General features: G+C 41.3%; 22 protein-coding genes and 2 pseudogenes. 17 read left to right on the top strand and 7 right to left on the bottom strand.

Annotation, left to right across the window (positions count from 1 at the left end):
* Window positions 1–244: 244 nt before the first annotated feature.
* Window positions 245–1,543 carry a glycoside hydrolase family 28 protein gene (locus tag K429_RS0120080; protein WP_029327831.1) on the top strand — a complete coding sequence of 433 codons (1,299 nt, stop codon included), beginning with the start codon at window positions 245–247 and terminating at the stop codon, window positions 1,541–1,543.
* A gap of 101 nt (window positions 1,544–1,644) precedes the next feature.
* Here the strand turns inward: K429_RS0120080 and nfo are convergent, their stop codons facing one another.
* On the bottom strand, window positions 1,645–2,484 hold the full coding sequence (gene nfo / locus K429_RS0120075; protein WP_029327830.1) for a deoxyribonuclease IV: 840 nt from the start codon (window positions 2,482–2,484) through the stop codon (window positions 1,645–1,647).
* A gap of 114 nt (window positions 2,485–2,598) precedes the next feature.
* Between nfo and K429_RS0120070 the strand changes: the two are divergent.
* Window positions 2,599–3,062: pseudogene (locus K429_RS0120070) on the top strand (hypothetical protein).
* A 75-nt stretch (window positions 3,063–3,137) separates the two neighbouring features.
* On the opposite strand, the gene K429_RS0120065 reads toward K429_RS0120070, so the two are convergent.
* Window positions 3,138–4,277 (bottom strand): BamA/TamA family outer membrane protein, encoded by a 1,140-nt coding sequence (locus K429_RS0120065; RefSeq protein WP_029327829.1) that lies wholly within the window; start codon window positions 4,275–4,277, stop codon window positions 3,138–3,140.
* Between the two features lie 13 nt (window positions 4,278–4,290).
* Entirely contained in the window at window positions 4,291–4,968 is a 678-nt protein-coding gene (locus tag K429_RS0120060; protein WP_007215760.1) for a porin family protein, read from the bottom strand.
* Between the two features lie 153 nt (window positions 4,969–5,121).
* Between K429_RS0120060 and K429_RS0120055 the strand changes: the two genes are divergently transcribed.
* A complete protein-coding gene (locus tag K429_RS0120055) occupies window positions 5,122–5,973 on the top strand; it encodes a helix-turn-helix domain-containing protein (RefSeq protein ID WP_029327828.1) in 852 nt (283 codons plus the stop codon).
* A pseudogene (locus tag K429_RS30990) lies at window positions 5,967–6,083 on the top strand (cytochrome C biogenesis protein CycH); the annotation flags it as partial. The gene K429_RS0120055 and the pseudogene K429_RS30990, both read left to right, overlap by 7 nt.
* 63 nt (window positions 6,084–6,146) lie before the next feature.
* On the opposite strand, the gene K429_RS0120050 reads toward K429_RS30990, so the two are convergent.
* The gene (locus tag K429_RS0120050) at window positions 6,147–6,449 is read right to left on the bottom strand and encodes a GNAT family N-acetyltransferase (protein ID WP_029327827.1); all 303 of its coding nucleotides are present in this window, start codon (window positions 6,447–6,449) and stop codon (window positions 6,147–6,149) included.
* A 107-nt stretch (window positions 6,450–6,556) separates the two neighbouring features.
* Between K429_RS0120050 and K429_RS0120045 the strand changes: the two genes are divergently transcribed.
* Together K429_RS0120045 and K429_RS0120040 are read left to right on the top strand one after the other, a co-directional pair.
* Window positions 6,557–7,000, top strand: coding sequence for an HD domain-containing protein (locus tag K429_RS0120045; RefSeq protein WP_007215757.1), 444 nt, complete (start codon window positions 6,557–6,559; stop codon window positions 6,998–7,000).
* Window positions 7,001–7,044: 44 nt separating this feature from the next.
* A complete protein-coding gene (locus tag K429_RS0120040; protein ID WP_029327826.1) occupies window positions 7,045–8,220 on the top strand; it encodes an MFS transporter in 1,176 nt (391 codons plus the stop codon).
* Here the strand turns inward: K429_RS0120040 and K429_RS0120035 are convergent.
* Window positions 8,210–8,527 carry an MGMT family protein gene (locus K429_RS0120035; protein WP_029327825.1) on the bottom strand — a complete coding sequence of 106 codons (318 nt, stop codon included), beginning with the start codon at window positions 8,525–8,527 and terminating at the stop codon, window positions 8,210–8,212. The two genes, K429_RS0120040 and K429_RS0120035, sit on opposite strands and share 11 nt — an antisense overlap.
* A gap of 448 nt (window positions 8,528–8,975) precedes the next feature.
* Here K429_RS0120035 and K429_RS0120030 point away from each other — a divergent pair, with 448 nt between their 5' ends.
* From K429_RS0120030 to K429_RS0120010, 5 genes are read left to right on the top strand one after another with little or no spacing between them, the layout of a single operon-like run.
* Entirely contained in the window at window positions 8,976–9,428 is a 453-nt protein-coding gene (locus K429_RS0120030) for a GNAT family N-acetyltransferase (protein ID WP_007213088.1), read from the top strand.
* Complete coding sequence (locus K429_RS0120025) at window positions 9,421–10,176, top strand: GNAT family N-acetyltransferase (RefSeq protein ID WP_226810650.1); 756 nt, start codon at window positions 9,421–9,423, stop codon at window positions 10,174–10,176. Before K429_RS0120030 ends, K429_RS0120025 begins: the two co-directional genes overlap by 8 nt.
* A gap of 35 nt (window positions 10,177–10,211) precedes the next feature.
* Window positions 10,212–10,910, top strand: coding sequence for a hypothetical protein (locus K429_RS0120020; protein WP_029327824.1), 699 nt, complete (start codon window positions 10,212–10,214; stop codon window positions 10,908–10,910).
* A 26-nt stretch (window positions 10,911–10,936) separates the two neighbouring features.
* Complete coding sequence (locus K429_RS0120015) at window positions 10,937–11,209, top strand: zinc ribbon domain-containing protein (RefSeq protein WP_007213086.1); 273 nt, start codon at window positions 10,937–10,939, stop codon at window positions 11,207–11,209.
* 3 nt (window positions 11,210–11,212) lie between these two features.
* Entirely contained in the window at window positions 11,213–11,521 is a 309-nt protein-coding gene (locus tag K429_RS0120010; RefSeq protein ID WP_007215751.1) for a nitrous oxide-stimulated promoter family protein, read from the top strand.
* Window positions 11,522–11,628: 107 nt separating this feature from the next.
* On the opposite strand, the gene K429_RS0120005 is transcribed toward K429_RS0120010, so the two are convergent.
* Together K429_RS0120005 and K429_RS0120000 are read right to left on the bottom strand one after the other, a co-directional pair.
* Complete coding sequence (locus tag K429_RS0120005; protein ID WP_007213084.1) at window positions 11,629–12,093, bottom strand: MaoC family dehydratase; 465 nt, start codon at window positions 12,091–12,093, stop codon at window positions 11,629–11,631.
* A 26-nt stretch (window positions 12,094–12,119) separates the two neighbouring features.
* A complete protein-coding gene (locus K429_RS0120000) occupies window positions 12,120–12,890 on the bottom strand; it encodes an SDR family oxidoreductase (RefSeq protein WP_007213083.1) in 771 nt (256 codons plus the stop codon).
* A 191-nt stretch (window positions 12,891–13,081) separates the two neighbouring features.
* Here K429_RS0120000 and K429_RS0119995 point away from each other — a divergent pair, with 191 nt between their 5' ends.
* The 6 genes from K429_RS0119995 to K429_RS0119970 all read left to right on the top strand — a co-directional run bounded on the left by K429_RS0119995 (window position 13,082) and on the right by K429_RS0119970 (window position 17,531).
* Window positions 13,082–13,939 carry an ion transporter gene (locus K429_RS0119995; protein ID WP_029327823.1) on the top strand — a complete coding sequence of 286 codons (858 nt, stop codon included), beginning with the start codon at window positions 13,082–13,084 and terminating at the stop codon, window positions 13,937–13,939.
* Between the two features lie 56 nt (window positions 13,940–13,995).
* On the top strand, window positions 13,996–14,421 hold the full coding sequence (locus K429_RS0119990; protein ID WP_007213081.1) for a secondary thiamine-phosphate synthase enzyme YjbQ: 426 nt from the start codon (window positions 13,996–13,998) through the stop codon (window positions 14,419–14,421).
* Between the two features lie 5 nt (window positions 14,422–14,426).
* Window positions 14,427–14,888: a GNAT family N-acetyltransferase gene (locus tag K429_RS0119985; protein ID WP_029327822.1), complete on the top strand. Its 462-nt coding sequence runs from the start codon at window positions 14,427–14,429 to the stop codon at window positions 14,886–14,888.
* A 10-nt stretch (window positions 14,889–14,898) separates the two neighbouring features.
* Window positions 14,899–15,624 carry an SDR family oxidoreductase gene (locus K429_RS0119980; protein WP_029327821.1) on the top strand — a complete coding sequence of 242 codons (726 nt, stop codon included), beginning with the start codon at window positions 14,899–14,901 and terminating at the stop codon, window positions 15,622–15,624.
* A gap of 83 nt (window positions 15,625–15,707) precedes the next feature.
* Window positions 15,708–16,688 (top strand): lytic transglycosylase domain-containing protein, encoded by a 981-nt coding sequence (locus tag K429_RS0119975; protein ID WP_022209095.1) that lies wholly within the window; start codon window positions 15,708–15,710, stop codon window positions 16,686–16,688.
* A 174-nt stretch (window positions 16,689–16,862) separates the two neighbouring features.
* Window positions 16,863–17,531 (top strand): MgtC/SapB family protein, encoded by a 669-nt coding sequence (locus tag K429_RS0119970; RefSeq protein ID WP_007213072.1) that lies wholly within the window; start codon window positions 16,863–16,865, stop codon window positions 17,529–17,531.
* Window positions 17,532–17,535: the final 4 nt, after the last annotated feature.

Raw genomic sequence — 17,535 nt, 5'->3', positions numbered from 1 at the left:
TCTATAATAGATTAATCTACAATCATATATATTATCCGGCATACAAGATTCCCAAACCACGTACCTTTCCATTTTGAAAGGGTGCCTACCAAAATGAGAAAGAATCAAAAAGCCTATATAAACCAACAAATAACTTAGGAAATGGGCTTATCCTCATAAGCAGCATGTAGATTTTAATCCCTATTTTTGCAAACGGATAAATCTATCCGATCAGACACTATTAACTCAATTAATGATAAAGACCATGAAATTCGTAACTTTAGTATGTAGTTTGCTTTTCTGCCTACCATCTTTTGCACAAGAGAAATTCCCCGATGGTACCCTTATTCCCGACTGGTTCAGACAGAACGAAATTGTAAATATCGAAACCCTTGGCGGTAAATATAAGATTACTGATCATGGTGTGGTAAATGACAGCACCTTACTTCAAACAGAGAAAATTCAGGCGGTTATCGACCAGGTATCATCCAAAGGTGGCGGTGTGATCATCATCCCGAAAGGTACTTATCTGAGCGGTGCACTCTTTTTCAAGCCTAAAACGCACCTTTATCTGGAAGAAGGAGCTGTTTTGAAAGGTAGCGATGATATCAGCAACTTCCCTATAATCAACACCCGCATCGAGGGGCAATCACTTAAATACTTTGCCGCACTGGTTAATGCCGACAAAGTAGATGATTTCACCATTTCCGGTAAGGGAACCATCAATGGCAACGGACTACGCTATTGGAAATCTTTCTGGTTGCGCCGCACCGTTATTCCGAAATGCACGAATATGGATGAGTTGCGTCCGCGCCTGGTACACATTTCCAATAGCAATGATGTACAGCTTTCCGGCGTACACCTCATCAACTCTCCTTTCTGGACGACACACATTTACAAATGTAACAATGTGAAGCTATTAGGCCTATATATTTTCTCTCCGGCTGCTCCTGTTAAGGCACCCAGCACGGATGCCATAGATATTGATGTATGCAACAATGTGTTGGTTAAGAACTGCTACCTTTCTGTAAACGATGATGCTATTGCTCTTAAAGGTGGAAAAGGCCCCTGGGCTGATAAGGATTCTAACAACGGAAGTAACACTAATATTATTATAGAAGATTGTACGTACGGTTTCTGCCATAGTGCACTGACTTGTGGTAGCGAGTCTATCCATAACCGTAATATTATTCTCCGTCGTTGTACCATCAATCAGGCAAGCCGTCTGTTGTGGTTGAAGATGCGTGCCGATACTCCCCAAAATTATGAATATATCCTTGTGGAGGATATTAAAGGAAATGCCAAAAGCTTCCTATACATCAAGCCGTGGACTCAGTTCTTTGATCTGAAAGACCGTAAAGATATTCCGATGTCTTACTCGGACCATGTAACAATGCGTAATATAGACTTTGAATGTGACGTATTTTTCAACGTAAGTGCATCCGAGCAGTACAAACTGACGAATTTCAAATTTGAGAATCTGAATATTAAAGCGAAAGATGGTGAGTATGACAAGTCGATTATCCCGTCATCTGAATGGAATAATGTGAAGGTAAATCAATAAAAGGATACGCGGACGACGCGGACTAAACGGACGAACACGGATTTTCTTAATTCATAATAAGAAGTCCGTGTTCGTCCGTTTAGTCCGCGTCGTCCGCGTATCTATTCTTCAAAGCTACGCAACAACTTTATCTCGTCCGCCCATAAACTCTCATCCGGCGTTTCAAGAATAACAGGCATATCATTAAACCGTTCATCTTTCATAAAACGCTTAAAGAAGTCTATGCCTAACAAGCCTTTCCCTATGCTGTCATGGCGGTCTACATGGCTACCCAGTTCTTTCTTAGTATCATTCAGGTGGATACCCCGCAAATAGTTAAAACCAACGACTTCATCAAACTCCTGAAACACTTTATCATATTCCTTTACGATATCGTATCCTGCCGAGTAAGTATGACAAGTATCCAAGCATACACCTACACGGGATTCATCATCCACACGATCAATGATATGCTTTAGTTGCCAAAACTCATTGCCAACATTACTTCCTTGTCCGGCTGTATTCTCAATAACAGCAGTCACTCCTTTCGTTTTACTTAATGTGATATTGATAGATTCTGCCACCCTATCCAGACATTCCTCTATTGAAATCTTATTCAGATGACTGCCCGGATGGAAATTCAGAAGCTTCAGACCCAATTGCTCACAACGTTGCATTTCATCCAGAAATGCGGCACGGCTTTTCTCCAGTCCTTCTTCTTCAGGATGTCCCAGATTGATTAAATAACTATCATGAGGCAGGATATAGCGGGCATCAAAAGAGTATTTCTCACAATTGTCTTTAAATCCGCGAATACTTTCTTCGGTCAGAGGTTTGGCCACCCATTGCCGTTGGTTCTTTGTAAACAAAGCAAATGCATCCGCACCTATCTCATGCGCATTAACAGGAGCTATCTCAACTCCCCCACTCGCACTTACGTGCGCTCCTATATATTTCTTCATATTCAGTTTTTCTTTAGTGAATGATTAAAAACGGAAGCAAGATAGAGAAAAATCCGAAGGCAGCAAAGAAGAAAATGCTTACCTTTACAAATTCGTATTTAAAAAGAATAAAAAATGAACGACAAAGGAAATATTATCATCTACCAGACTAAGGATGGACAAACTTTGATAGATGTGAGACTGGAAAATGAAACGGTATGGATTAATCGCCAACAAATGGCTGAACTGTTTGACCGTGATGTAAAAACGATTGGTAAGCATATCACTAATGCACTAAAGGAAGAACTAAAAGAAATTCCAACTGTCGCAAAATTTGCGACAGTTCAACAAGAGGGTGAAAGAAGCGTTACCCGGCAGGTAGAATATTACAATCTCGAAATGATGGAAACAAACGTATTGCTGCTTTTCTCTTCCTATGGTTTCTCGAGAAAAACAGAATTTTATATAAACCTGATGGTTCCCGGTTAATAAGCAACAACACATTAGTCGCCCTTACATTAATGATTGCAGAAAGCAGAACAGAAGAAAAAGATATAATGGTAAAGGTCGTGATAAACCTTATCAATCAGAATAATTAAATGAATAAACATTGAGTAGTCACAATAGATAATATATGGACTACTCAATGTTTCTATTTTTCCAAACATACATTTTCAGAATGCTTCTGCAAACTGAAATAAAAATCCAGCAGTATCTTTACCGAAGCCATAATCAATACGTACATTTACATTATGTTTGAACTCAATCCGCAAACCTATACCATAATTAGGTAAAATGTGTTCCACTTTTAATTTATCAAAAGATGGAAACACTGTTCCACAACCCATCCATGCTACACAACCAATGCGACTATAAATATGCTGCCTCAATTCCAATTGCGCCGTCATTTGGTTACAATCTATATAACGACCGCCATAGTAACCACGCATCCTACTATCTCCACTTCCCAATTCTTCCCTTAATGGCCACGGAGTATATTGATTATTAAATTGTCCGTAGAGGTCGAATGCGAGAACACTGCCACTCCACATACGATTATAAGCATCGAAAATCATAGTAGTATTAAATAGAGTCTTATGGTAAGAACTCATAAAATCCGGATAGAAAATCTCTCTTGCCATAAAATAAATACCACGTTTAGGATTTAAAATAAAATCCCGTGTATCATATTGAATGGACACTCCAAAACCTGTAAAAAAGTAGGCTTTTCTCTGCCCTTCTAAATAAGCCGGATTAGCCATTTTGGCCAAATCGGCATATTTTATATTGAGAGCTGCACCTACATGAATATTCTTGGTAAGTTTATAAACATAATCCGACTCCCAATTGACGAGTCGTTTGGTATATTCGGAAATAGGATTCACATTACAGGCATTATATGTAATCCCCCAGAAATCCAATGTCTTATGCTGAAATTGCAGGCGATAACTTAAACGGGCTTTATTTCCTTTGAAGTGATTGTTTCCTTTTATGGTAATCCCATAAAATCCATTAATCGTTGCACTTCCGGATAATGATATGTCAGAAGGTTGCATAATAGAATCCTTACGATCTAAACGGTACAATGCAGTTGCAGCTCCCCCGATACCAAAACTCCCTTCTTTTGTATAACAAGGAGCTACCACAAAACTCATATCCATTTTTTTCTCGAATGTTCTGTCTATATTACCATGAAAAAGGCTATTCCAGTATTTCTTTAATCCTTTCTCTTGTATCGAGTCTGACTGGCCAAGAACGTTTGTTACAAAAACAAAAAGGATAATTGTGCTAAAAACAGAGTGTTTTATATTCATATTCGTCATACTTTTACTTTGCAAACCGATAGGCAATTCCAATACTGAATGTTTGAGGATGCATTTTTATCCTACTGCTATTCTCGTCGAGCAGATTGGTTACGCTCGCCTTATAAGTGGCATTAATCTGAAATCCTGAAACAAACTCATAGCCTACCTTAATACCAAAACCTGTATTTGAATCGCATAAAGCAGGCAATCCTGTAGCGCTGTCTTTTTCGTAAAGGTCTTGTTTGATTCCGCCGTACTTGAATGATGCTCCTAAACCAAATTCCGTATAAGGTCCTATACCAATGTGTAGACGGTTACCCTTCGAGAAACAATAATGGTACATAGCATAAACAGGAATCTCCATTCCCCAATAACGATACTCGCCTGTTTGGTTACTCCATTCAAAATCAGAAGTTTTGTAATGAAATAGCATTTCTCCCTGTACGGAGAAAGATTTTGAAATACCTAAATTCAAGAATCCACCGGTACTGAAGCCAAACTTCATTTTGCTCTTGCTATCCCCAATACCCGAATGAATAAAATTAGATACGTTCATTTCTAAAATCGGACCGCCTGTAAAGATGATTTTTTGCTCTTTCGAGGACTCTGTATCTTTTTTGACTACACTTAGAGGTTGTGCTTTCAGAGCACTCATACAACCTACGGCTAATAATAAGATAATAAAATACTTTTTCTTCATATTAATGTTTTTTTGATGCCGCAAAAGTAGGTAAAGCCACACAGTGCCAAAAGGTCATTTCATTGACGATATTGGACGAAACTTTCAATAATCATTTCACTTGTGATAAAATTGCCCTATTTTTGTGTCCGAATCTTTAATTTCGCAAATAAAATGAATACACTAAACTTACGGGCTGAAATACAAAACAAGGGACGGTTCTTATGTGTGAATGATGATTTTTATATTTTTGATGTAGCCGGCAATGACTTATCAAATCATCCATTCAAAATAGATATGTACATTTGTTGCATCTGCCTTCAAGGGGAAAGCATCGGGAAAATAAACTTGCTACCCCATCACATGAGTAGTTCAAAAATGTCAATCAACGTATCGGGGCAAATCCTGGAGCAGATATCTATAAGTGACGATTTTAAAGGGATTTGTATTTTTATGTCTAACGACTTTATCAATAGCTTAGGATTACCCTATAATTTTCAGACCTATATGCTGCTACAAGATAACCCCGTTCTAGATTTGCAATCCGGGCAACTTGAAGCCATGATTTCTTATTGTACAATGGTTCGTAAGGTTATAGAGAATAAACATCCCTACCAGTTAGATGTTATCAGGCATTTAACCTGCGCTTTCTTTTATGGCATGGGATACTATTTTCATGAAATATCGAAAAATAAAATACTATCAAACGACGAAGCATTAATGAATAACTTTTCAAAGGAAGTCCAATTGTCCTACAAAAAAGAAAGAAAGGTACTTTATTATGCGGACAGGCTACATTTATCCGCAGGCTATTTATCAACCATTATAAAACGTGTCAGTGGGAAAACTGCTGCGGAATGGATTGATGACTATGTTACATTAGAAGCCAAAGCGCTCCTTAAATCTACCAACCTGACGATACAACAAATTAGTGATGAACTAAATTTCCCCTCCCAATCATTCTTTGGGAAGTATTTTAAAAGAATTACTGGTTTGTCGCCTAAAGAATACAGAGAGAAAAATTAATAAGCAACAACACATTAGTCGCCCTTACATAAATGATTGCAGAAAGCAGAACAGAAGAAAAAGATATAATGGTAAAGGTTGTGATAAACCTTATCAATCAGAATAATTAAGTGAATAAACTTTGAGCAGTCATATATAGATAATATATGGCTGCCCAAAGTTTTAAGGAGTTTCTATAATGCACAAGTCCCCTCTCCCGCATAATCCTTTCCCGTCTTTCCATTATATTCAGGATGCCTTTCCAGCCACTTCACGGCATAGGAACAGGTTGCCACAGGCACCAGTTCATTAGTCAATGCATAATCATAGGCTGCCTTTACTAAAGCAGAGGCAATTCCCCTACCACCTATTTCACCGGGTACAATCGTGTGGCGCACATCCAAAGCACCGTCAGCTACATGATACATCAGGCGGGCAGTCTCTCCATCGACTACGGTCTGAAAAACTTTTTTCTCCGGAAAATGTTCTATATTCATAATCTGTTTCATTTATTGGGTTAATATACAATTTTAATAATAAGCCTCTCTTATATTTAATAACAGATTTCAGTAACTTTGTATCGAACAATTCTAAAAAAAATCTTATGGACAATCATCTTCTCTCACATGCCATCGCTATTGCCACCGAAGCTCACAAAGGACAAAAAGACAAATACGGACAGGAATATCTGCATCATCCCATCCGCGTAATGAATATGGGACGGAATCTGAAAGAAAGGATTGTCGGTATTCTACACGACGTTGTAGAAGATACGGAATGGACATTCGAAGACCTGGAAAAGGAAGGATTCTCTGCCGAAATCATTGAAGCCGTGCGGTGTGTCACAAAGACCTCCGATGAAGAAGATTACGAAGAATACGTCGAAAGATGTGCCTCCAATCCCATAGCCGTTGCCGTTAAGATTCACGACCTGACGGATAATATGGATGTGCGCCGCATGCCCTGCATCGGAGAAAAAGAAGTCACCAGACTCAGGAAATATCTGAAGGCCTACCATCGCCTGATGCCCCTGTATATGAATCATTGATCATTATGCATGTTTCTTTTTCATGAAATTACTACCTTTGCGGCATGAAATTGGAACTAAAAGAAAATCAAGGAGTACCCTCGTCCCTGCTTTGGACGCTGGCCATCATCTCAGGCGTAACGGTAGCCAACATATACTACAACCAACCACTACTGAACCGTATCAGCCGTGACCTGAACATCAGTGAGTTCACCGCCAATCTGATAGCCATGTGCTCGCAGATAGGATATGCCATCGGACTATTGTTCATCATTCCACTGGGCGATTTATACCGCAGAAGAAATATTATCCTCGTAAATATTTCCATTCTGGTAGTCTCACTGCTCACCATTGCTTTAGCTCCCAATATCCACCTGATACTGTTCGCTTCTCTGCTGACGGGTGCCTGTTCGGTTATACCCCAGATATTCATGCCCCTTGCAGCACAATATTCCACTCCCGAAACCAAAGGAAAGAATGTAGGTATTATTCTTTCGGGACTACTGACGGGTATTCTTGCTTCGCGCGTAGTGAGCGGCATTGTAGGCGAATACATGGGATGGCGGTTTATCTACTTTATTGCCGCGGGATTGATGGTCGTTTGTTTGCTTATCATAATAAGGATACTCCCGGACCTTCCTTCCAATTATCAGGGAAGTTACACCGGACTGATGAAATCCCTGTTTTCCATCGTCAAGAAGTACCCCCAACTCCGCATAGCTTCGTTGCGTGCAGGTTTCTCGTTCGGATCGTTCCTTGCCATGTGGAGTTGTCTGGCTTTCAAGATGGAACAGGCGCCTTTCTTTGCGGGAAACAATATCATAGGAATGTTGGGACTTTGTGGCATAGCCGGGGCACTGACCGCTTCTTCCATCGGAAGATTCATCAATACGGTCGGGGTGAAACGGCTTACTTATATAGGATGTTCGCTGATAATCAGTGCATGGATAGTGCTCTATGCGGGACAATATAGTTATGCAGGTATCATAGCCGGTATTTTGTTGATAGATATAGGTATGCAATGCATCCAGCTCAGCAATCAGACAAGTGCATTTGCCCTTTGTCCGCAGGCATCCAATCGCATCAATACTATTTTCATGACTACCTATTTCATTGGCGGTTCCACCGGAACTTTCCTTGCCGGAACCTTCTGGCAATGGTTCGGCTGGACGGGAGTGGTGGGAACAGGTATCTTGCTGACAAGTTGCTCGCTGCTCATCAATATATTCGCTAAGAAATAACTTCCTTCAGTATTTCCCAACCGGATGCCTTGATATCTACGCATCCGTTCTTCTTAAAGACGGTACCCTCTTTTTCCAGCAACTCCCGTTGTTCGGGCCAGAAAGGGGCCAGTCGTCCCTGACTATTCACTACCCGGTGGCAAGGCAGATTTTGTTCCTCAGGTGCGTTATGCATGGCCTGCCCCACCATACGTGAACACTGGGGCTTACCTATAAGATAAGCAATCTGTCCATACGTCAGCACACGTCCCGGAGGGATGGAGGCGACAACGCTATATACTTCTTCTCCAAAGGATGTTTTATCCATAACCTATATTACTTTGCAATACAATACTTATCAGTCGGAAACAGGATGCCTATAATGAAGATTTTCTCAACGTAAAGAGAAAGTATTCTCAATACGATGAGAAGAACTTCTCAATGCGATGAGAATAAATACTCATCATAGTGAGAAAAGATTCTCAATATAGCGAGAATAACTGAGAATCATAATCTACTGATATTGAGCACATAGTCTTTTCACATAGGTTGACTACTTTTAATCTTATCCCCCAAATGAATTGACTTAGAAAACTCGCTCTCCCTAAAAAGCATAGACCATTATCGGGCAACCATAAATTCCTGTACGAAAGAACAGAAATTAATTATAAGTAGCAAATTTCGGAATAATGTTTTTCAACTTGGTAGCAGAATTTGTCTTTCTCATACCAATTGCCTACCTTTGAGGTGATTCAAGAACAACTAAATCTACACGAATGATAAACATCGTCCCTATTTTAAAGAACAAAAAGGAGTTCCTCGAACTACTGCTACTTGCCGACGAACAAGAGTCCATGATAGATCTCTACCTGGAACGGGGAGAAATGTATGCTCTCTACGACGGCGACTTAAAGGCAGCGTGTGTGATAACAGATGAAGGAAACGGAGTCTATGAAATCAAGAACATCGCCACTTATCCCCACTACCAACGAAAAGGATATGGAAAACGGCTGATAGAATTTCTATTAGAGCACTACAAAGATCGTTATCATACGCTATTGGTAGGTACAGCAGAAGATACGTACACAGAGGATTTCTACAAACAATGCGGATTTACCTACTCGCACCGCATACCCAACTTTTTTACTGATAACTACGATCATCCCATGTATGAAGATGGAAAGCTTCTGAAAGATATGGTTTATCTCAAAATTAGCAAGAATGGATAAAAATATGGCATTCATCACACTAACCCCTGAGAACGTAATGAGCGAACACCTATGTTGCGCCATTGCAGACAAAAAACACCAAACCGGCGTAAACGATAAACGCAACTGGCTGGCAGAGCGTATCAAAGAAGGACACGTCTTCCGCAAACTGGATGCGCAGGGAAAAGTGTTCATCGAGTATGCCCCGTTGGAAAAAGCCTGGGTTCCCGTAACCGGTGATAATTATTTCTATATTTATTGCCTGTGGGTATCCGGCAGTTACAAAGGAAAGGGATACGGAAAGGAATTGTTACAATCGTGCATCGACGACGCAAAAGCGCAAGGAAAATCCGGCATCTGCCTCCTTTCTTCCAAAAAGAAGAAACCTTTCTTATCAGAAAAGAAGTTCATGTTGAAATATGGCTTCAAAGTAGTGGATACCATCAATGACGAATATGAATTATTAGCTCTTTCCTTTGACGGCACCCAACCGCAATTCACATCAAACGTGCGGAAACAGAGCATTGAGGGCAAAGAACTGACCATCTATTACGGTGTGCAATGTCCCTATATTCCCAATTGTATCGAACAGATATACAATTATTGCGAGAACAATCAAATACCTCTCCGGTTGGTAGAGATAGATACTTTGGAGAAAGCTAAACAACTGCCTTGCATCTTTAATAATTGGGCTGTATTCTATAATGGAAAGTTCGAAACAGTGCACCTGTTGAATGAAGGTTTACTGAAAAAATTGCTGCTACGATAATTAAGGAAAGAACAAAAACAGTATCTTTGCATTATATGTATAATAAAAACAAACAATATGGAAAAACTGAATCAATATCATCGCCAAGCCATAGCGAAGAAAATGAAATCCATTGCTTATTGGAGGAAGCATCCAATGTCGCGCGAGGAGTGCTTGAATCAATTCAAGCAATTGCGGGAACAACGGTCGTTAAGGGAGTCCAGATTTCAAACCTCGAAAGATTCGCAAGAGACAGAGGGTATTGGATAGAAGATATTAATACAATAGGAATATTTTCTGATAGAGGATCTGAAAATGAAGTATATCTATCAATAGAGAATAACACTACTGTTTACAAATTAAATGATTTTCGCTACTCAGATGACAATCTCTCTCAGTTTTTTGAACGTATAAGGATTCATAACATTTATTTTCCAGATTGTTCTTATAAGCTAATAGGTTTTGCATATAATAAAGCCGAAAAAGTTTGTGCCGTACTTTCACAACCATTTATTGTAGCTATGCGTGAAGCTACTGAACCCGAAATAGAAGAAGAGCTTAATAAAATGGGATTCAGTTCTGAATTAGATGGTGAATTTTTCTCAAATGGCAATTATGATATATTCGATGCTCTTCCTAATAATGTATTAGTAGGAAATGACGGGCATCTTTATTTTATCGATACAATCATTTATAAAAGTCAGGATAATGGCTTTGAAAAATATAAAAGCTTATCTCCCAGATATAATCAATAAATTAATATTGTTAAAACAAAATTATTATGGAAATGAAATTTTGCCAAAGTTGCGGAATGCCGCTCACATCCGATGAAGTATGCGGAACAAATGCTGACGGTAGCCTCAGCGCAGATTATTGCACTTACTGCTATCAGCAAGGTAAATTCGCACAAGACTGCACCATGGATGAAATGATAGAACATTGTGCCCAGTTTGTAGAAGAATTCAATAAAGACTCGGAGCAGAAAGTTACTAAAGAAGAAGCTATTGCGATGATGAAGCAAGAGTTTCCGAAGTTGAAACGCTGGCAAGCATAAATAATGTCCCGCATCGAACAGGAAAAACAAACCGTGGAACAAATGATCCGCCTCTACTGCCGGAAGAAAGAGGGGAACGAAACTTTGTGCCCGCAATGCAGGGAAGTGTTGGAATATGCACATGCACGGTTGTCACGTTGTCCATTCGGAGAAAAGAAAGGTACTTGCCGACTCTGTACCATACATTGTTACAAACCGGAGATGCGGGAACGGATGAGAGAAATCATGAGATGGGCAGGGCCAAGAATGTTGTTGTATCATCCGGTAGCGGCTATCCGGCATTTGTGGCAGGAGTATATTAGGAAGCAATAAAGAATACATCACAGATTACATGGATATTCACAAATTTAATAATGAAGCTTCAGTAAAGCTCTTCTTCTTAATCTGTGAATATCCGTGTAATTTATAATGAAAGAATTTTAATTGAAATAATACAAGAACACTGCAATTCCATCAAGTGCCTTCTTCGGTTGGTCTTTTATCTCAATCGTAAATTTAATCTCAGCCTTTGCCACACCGCGCAAGTTTGTCAATGAGTGCAGTTTCGCAACCAAACGAATACTCTGTCCCGACAATACCGCCTGACCGAACTTCATCTGATCCATACCATAATTAACCATCATCTTCAGGTTGTTCACCTCAATAATCTGGTTCCACAGATACGGCAACATAGACAAAGTGAGATAACCATGCGCAATAGTAGTCTTGAAATGGCTCTCTGTTTTAGCACGTTCCGTATCTACATGTATCCACTGATGATCCAACGTAGCATCAGCAAACAGATTGATACGTTCCTGCGAAAGTTCCACATAATCGGAAACACCAATTTGCTGACCTACCAGCTTTTCAAAATCCTCATACGAGTTGATAATTACTTTTTCCATTATTCTCTTTTTATATTTAATAGTTTCTACGGTTGATAATCCCAACCATAATCATTATGATAAATCATTAGTTTACTCATGCCTCCGTCAATCGTAATATTCTCCCCGTTGATAAAGGAGTTCCGTTCGTCACAAAGGAAAAGAACTGCACGGGCTATATCGGCCGGTTCTCCTACCCTTTGCGAGGGATGCTGCATGATATCTCCTTCCGTATATGCCGGCACATAATCCTCTTCATGATAGCTTCCCGTATCAATCCAACCGGGAGCGATAGAATTCACGCGGGCAATTCCCGAAAGACTGACCGCAAGTGCATGGGTCAGAGCCGTTATTCCACCTTTGGCTGCCGTATAACTTTCCGTATTGGCCTGCGACTGAAAAGCACGGGTAGAAGAAATATTCACAATAGCACCTGCACCACTGAAATAGTCTTTAAACGACAAAGCCAGGAAATAAGGAGCCGCTACTCCCACACGTTGCACATACAGGAAGTCTTCATACGAACAATTGCTCAATATTCCTCCATTTGTCAGGCAAGCATTATTTATCAGACAGTCAATCTGATCTTCTATGGATAAGACAAAGTCTACAAAATCCCGCAGCGTCTGTTCCTCGGCAATATCTCCGACAAAGCCTGTAACCGAAAGCCCTCTTTCCGACATCTTTCCTTCCGCCAGTTCCACCGCCTCGGGTGTCTTATCAATGAAATACACCGTATATCCCGATTCTGCAAACATCTCGACAATGCAACGACCGATACCGGCGGCACCACCTGTTACTACACATACTTTATTCATACGCTCTTTATTTTAAGTATGATGAACAAAACCCCGATAACGAAGGTTATTATTCGATTCATGGTTGTTTACTTTTAAATCGTGAAAACAGGTAACAAATATACTCCATATTCCAGCAAGTTACAAAAAGTCAAGTACCCTTTTTCTCATTCGGAAAGGTTTTCCTACTTTTGTAACAAACATTGTGAAACATGAAACTGAAAGATAAATTCACAGAACTGATGCATAATCAGGCTTTGAAGCGAAAACTATATGTCATCATATTCGAAGCTGACACACCTGCCGGGAAGCTATTCGACGTTACCCTGATCTGGTGCATATTGCTTAGCGTGGGACTTGTTATCCTGGAAAGCCTGCAAGGATTGCCGGTATGGCTGAAAACTCCATTTATTGTTATGGAGTATTTACTGACCGCTTTCTTTACTTTCGAATATATCACCCGGTTGTATTGTTCGCCTAAACCTTCCAAATACGCTTTCAGTGCTTTCGGCATCATCGACTTGCTGGCTACACTGCCGCTTTATCTCGCTTTCCTGTTTCCCGGAGCACGCTATCTGCTTATTATACGGGCATTCCGCCTGATACGGATATTCCGCGTTTTCAAGTTATTCAACTTCTGGATGGAAGGGCAAATGCTACTGACAGCACTACGAGACAGTAGCAAGAAAATCGCAGTTTTCTTTATGTTTGTGGTTATTCTGGTGATATCTATCGGAACACTGATGTACATGATTGAAGGAGGAAAACCCAATACGCAGTTCAGCAATATTCCCAACAGTATCTATTGGGCCTGCGTCACCCTTACCACCGTAGGTTACGGAGATATAACTCCTGTCACCGCCCTAGGGAAATTCCTTTCGGGTTGTGTCATGCTGATAGGTTACACTATTATCGCAGTACCTACCGGCATCGTTTCCGTATCGCTGATGAAAAGACATGAAAAGAATGTAGCAAGAGAGTGCCCCAACTGTCACAGGCGAGGACACGAAGAAAGTGCGCAGTTCTGTAAGTATTGCGGATCATCACTTGATAAAGCCCCTCAAGAATAGAAAGACTTTCATTCTAAATCATATCGGCAAATAATAACGCATAGAAATATATAAAAATGGAACAAAGTTTTGTTACTCAAAAAGAATTTACCCTACGTCCCCGCGCACGTGGTTTTCACCTGATAACGGATGAAATAATACGTAACCTGCCGCGTCTGCCGCAAGCCGGACTTTTACATCTGTTCATCAAGCATACTTCTGCCGGACTTAGCATCAATGAAAATGCTGATCCGGATGTTCAGACGGACATGGAAGCCATCTTCAACCACCTGGTAAAAGAACGGGAACCCTACTATATGCATACCTGTGAAGGAGATGATGACATGCCCGCCCATGCCAAATCGACCCTGACAGGTAATAGTCTCAGCATACCTATCACTGACGGTAGACTGAATATGGGTATCTGGCAAGGTATATACCTCTGTGAATTCCGCAATCGTGGCGGTGGAAGAAAAATAGTAGCAACCGTCATCGGACAATAGAATATATGAAAATGAACAATCTTCCTACAAATATCTTCGTCGCCACGGAGAAAGATTATCACGAACTCTCTGAGCTTTGGGAAGCATCCGTACGCAGTACACATCACTTTCTGAGTGAAGAAGATATTCAATACTACAAACCTCTGGTACAGAACGTTTATTTCCCCGCAGTGCAACTCCATATTATAAAGAATAAAGACAACCACATCAGTGGCTTTCTAGGACTAAGCGACGATTTAATAGAAATGCTGTTTATCCACCCCGACGAACAGGGAAAAGGATATGGCAAGACATTATTAGAGTTTGCCGTAAACGAACGAGGTTTCCACAAAGTGGATGTCAATGAACAAAACAAACAGGCTTTCCGCTTCTACCGTAACAGGGGGTTTGAAGTAATAAGTCGGGATGAAACAGATGCGCAAGGTAAGCCCTTTCCCATCCTGCACATGCAATTAACAAACTACTAATACAGCAATTATGAAACGAGCCATTATTATAGGAGCCACCTCCGGCATAGGAGAAGAAGTTGCCAAACTGCTAATTCAGCAAGGTTGGCACATCGGTATTGCCGGAAGACGGGAAGAAGCATTGGAGAAACTGCAAGCCACCGCCCCGGGACAAATCGAAATTCAACGTCTGGACGTAACAGATGCGAATACCCCCACCCTGCTGGAAACACTCATCCGGAAGTTAGGTGGCATGGATTTATTCTTTCTCAGCTCCGGCATAGGTAGCCAGAACCCGGACCTGAAACCGGAAATAGAACTTAATACCGCCCGTACCAACGTAGAAGGATTCACCCGCATGGTGACCGCCGCCTTCAATCACTTCAAAACCCAAGGAGGTGGGCACATCGCTGTCATCAGTTCCATTGCAGGCACCAAAGGATTGGGCATCGCCCCGGCCTATTCCGCAACAAAACGCTTCCAGAATACTTACATCGAAGCCTTGGCACAACTCTCCCGGATGCAACACTTGAATATCCATTTCACAGACATACGCCCGGGTTTCGTCGCCACCGACTTACTGAAAAGTGGTAAGTTCCCTATGTTGATGCAAGCCAATCAGGTAGCGAAGAGTATCGTCCGTGCCTTGAACCGGAAAAAACGGGTCATTGTAATCGACGGCAGATACCGTGTAGTTGTCTTTTTCTGGCGAATGATCCCCCGGTGGTTATGGGAAAGATTACCTATAAAGAACTAAGATTCGTTGTAAAGACACCATAGTTCTTGCCTCATTCCCGTAAATATTGTATATTCGACCTCGAACCAAACAAACTTTTGAAAATGAAAAAAAGCTCAATACATATCCTGATAGTTACCTCAGTTGCTCTATGCGCCGGTGCCACACTTCCATTTCTGTTTGGGCACAGCACGATAGACCCTGAACAGCAATCCGTTAAATCCGAAGTTCCCTATTGTGTCACCTCCCCTTCCGTACCGGATAAAATCACCTTTGCCGGACAGGAAATTGACCTGACGCGTTACGATCATCGTGAACGTATGGATCGCGAACAAATGTCGTTCACCTATATGCACTCCACCACTATGCTCACCATCAAGCGTGCGAACCGCTTCTTTCCCATCATAGAACCTATATTGAAGGAAAACGGTGTACCCGATGATTTCAAATATCTCGCCGTAATAGAGAGCAACCTCAATACCCTTGCCCGTAGTCCGGCAGGAGCAGCCGGAATGTGGCAGTTCATGCAAACTACCGGACGCGAATTCGGTCTTGAAGTAAACCCCAATATCGACGAACGTTATCACGTGGAGAAGGCCACCCGTGCCGCATGCCAGTATCTGAAAGATGCCTACCAAAGATATGGTAACTGGCTCTGCGTAGCCGCTGCCTACAATGGCGGACAAGGCCGCATCTCCTCCGAACTGAAAAAACAGCTCGTAGATCAAGCCGTAGACCTTTGGCTTGTAGAAGAAACTTCCCGTTACATGTTCCGCCTGCTTGCCGCTAAAGCCGTCATCAGTAATCCGCAGCGCTATGGCTTTTTACTGAAACGGGAACATCTTTACCCGGTCATCCCCCATACAGAGGTCAATGTAACAACGAGTATCGACAATCTGGCACAATTTGCCAAGAGTAAAGGTATTACCTACGCCCAACTGAAGGATGCCAACCCATGGCTGCGCGATAGTTCTTTACAAAACAAAAGCGGACGTACATACGTTCTTAAAATACCGACACAGGCGGGAATGCACTATGATCCGAAGAAGACGGTGCCGCATAATAGGGCATGGGTTATAAATTAAGTACTTTTCTTTTGTCTTGAGACAAAAGAAAAGATACCAAAAGAAAAACTCAAGGCTGCACTTCCGGGGCTACTCCGGAGACGTAGCCGGTGCCTCTTTCTTTTTGGTATCTTTTTCTTTCGGGGCAAGCCGAAAGAAAAAGTACAGTAACTTAAAACACAGAAAGGAGCCAATATGACATTAGATTTCGATTTCGTACTCAGATTATTAGTAGCCGGCATCTTAGGTGCCATCATCGGCTTGGACAGAGAATACCGTGCCAAAGAAGCAGGATACCGTACTCACTTTTTAGTATCATTGGGCAGTGCCCTCATCATGATTGTTTCCCAATATGGCTTTCAGGACATTATCAAAGAAAACAGCGTCTCGCTGGACCCGAGCCGTGTAGCGGCCCAGGTAGTCAGCGGTATCGGTTTTATCGGTGCCGGTACCATCATATTACAAAAACAAATTGTCAGGGGGCTGACCACTGCTGCCGGAATATGGGCTACAGCTGGCATCGGTCTGGCGGTTGGAGCCGGAATGTATGTAATAAGTATAGCTGCTACCCTGCTCACTCTGGCTGGATTGGAACTGCTCAGCATCCTGTTCAAAAGTGTAGGGATGAAAAGCTCCATGATAACATTCTCTACCGAAAATAAGGATATCCTTAAGGAAGTATCCGATCGCTTTAACTCCCGAAATTATATGTTAGTCTCCTACAAAATGGAAAGATTAGGTTCCGGAGATACAGAAAGGTATATAGTGACTATGGTTATCAAATCCAAGCGGAGTAATGACGAAGGGCACATGCTGTCACTGATGCAGGAATGGCCGGATGTAACAGTAGAACAAATCGAATGATCTT

This window comes from Bacteroides sp. 14(A), from assembly GCF_000526555.1.
Taxonomy (GTDB): Bacteria; Bacteroidota; Bacteroidia; order Bacteroidales; family Bacteroidaceae; genus Bacteroides; species Bacteroides cellulosilyticus.
The sequence above is the reverse complement of the archived record's forward strand: the minus strand, read 5'-3'. Positions and strand labels throughout refer to the sequence as shown.

What these genes read in the sequence shown, in the direction of transcription:
- K429_RS0120080 (WP_029327831.1), top strand. Translation starts at nt 245, where the DNA reads ATGAAATTCGTAACTTTAGTATGTAGTTTGCTTTTCTGCCTACCATCT.
- nfo (WP_029327830.1), bottom strand. Translation starts at nt 2,484, where the DNA reads ATGAAGAAATATATAGGAGCGCACGTAAGTGCGAGTGGGGGAGTTGAG.
- K429_RS0120065 (WP_029327829.1), bottom strand. Translation starts at nt 4,277, where the DNA reads ATGAATATAAAACACTCTGTTTTTAGCACAATTATCCTTTTTGTTTTT.
- K429_RS0120060 (WP_007215760.1), bottom strand. Translation starts at nt 4,968, where the DNA reads ATGAAGAAAAAGTATTTTATTATCTTATTATTAGCCGTAGGTTGTATG.
- K429_RS0120055 (WP_029327828.1), top strand. Translation starts at nt 5,122, where the DNA reads ATGAATACACTAAACTTACGGGCTGAAATACAAAACAAGGGACGGTTC.
- K429_RS0120050 (WP_029327827.1), bottom strand. Translation starts at nt 6,449, where the DNA reads ATGAATATAGAACATTTTCCGGAGAAAAAAGTTTTTCAGACCGTAGTC.
- K429_RS0120045 (WP_007215757.1), top strand. Translation starts at nt 6,557, where the DNA reads ATGGACAATCATCTTCTCTCACATGCCATCGCTATTGCCACCGAAGCT.
- K429_RS0120040 (WP_029327826.1), top strand. Translation starts at nt 7,045, where the DNA reads ATGAAATTGGAACTAAAAGAAAATCAAGGAGTACCCTCGTCCCTGCTT.
- K429_RS0120035 (WP_029327825.1), bottom strand. Translation starts at nt 8,527, where the DNA reads ATGGATAAAACATCCTTTGGAGAAGAAGTATATAGCGTTGTCGCCTCC.
- K429_RS0120030 (WP_007213088.1), top strand. Translation starts at nt 8,976, where the DNA reads ATGATAAACATCGTCCCTATTTTAAAGAACAAAAAGGAGTTCCTCGAA.
- K429_RS0120025 (WP_226810650.1), top strand. Translation starts at nt 9,421, where the DNA reads ATGGATAAAAATATGGCATTCATCACACTAACCCCTGAGAACGTAATG.
- K429_RS0120020 (WP_029327824.1), top strand. Translation starts at nt 10,212, where the DNA reads ATGTATAATAAAAACAAACAATATGGAAAAACTGAATCAATATCATCG.
- K429_RS0120015 (WP_007213086.1), top strand. Translation starts at nt 10,937, where the DNA reads ATGGAAATGAAATTTTGCCAAAGTTGCGGAATGCCGCTCACATCCGAT.
- K429_RS0120010 (WP_007215751.1), top strand. Translation starts at nt 11,213, where the DNA reads ATGTCCCGCATCGAACAGGAAAAACAAACCGTGGAACAAATGATCCGC.
- K429_RS0120005 (WP_007213084.1), bottom strand. Translation starts at nt 12,093, where the DNA reads ATGGAAAAAGTAATTATCAACTCGTATGAGGATTTTGAAAAGCTGGTA.
- K429_RS0120000 (WP_007213083.1), bottom strand. Translation starts at nt 12,890, where the DNA reads ATGAATAAAGTATGTGTAGTAACAGGTGGTGCCGCCGGTATCGGTCGT.
- K429_RS0119995 (WP_029327823.1), top strand. Translation starts at nt 13,082, where the DNA reads ATGAAACTGAAAGATAAATTCACAGAACTGATGCATAATCAGGCTTTG.
- K429_RS0119990 (WP_007213081.1), top strand. Translation starts at nt 13,996, where the DNA reads ATGGAACAAAGTTTTGTTACTCAAAAAGAATTTACCCTACGTCCCCGC.
- K429_RS0119985 (WP_029327822.1), top strand. Translation starts at nt 14,427, where the DNA reads ATGAAAATGAACAATCTTCCTACAAATATCTTCGTCGCCACGGAGAAA.
- K429_RS0119980 (WP_029327821.1), top strand. Translation starts at nt 14,899, where the DNA reads ATGAAACGAGCCATTATTATAGGAGCCACCTCCGGCATAGGAGAAGAA.
- K429_RS0119975 (WP_022209095.1), top strand. Translation starts at nt 15,708, where the DNA reads ATGAAAAAAAGCTCAATACATATCCTGATAGTTACCTCAGTTGCTCTA.
- K429_RS0119970 (WP_007213072.1), top strand. Translation starts at nt 16,863, where the DNA reads ATGACATTAGATTTCGATTTCGTACTCAGATTATTAGTAGCCGGCATC.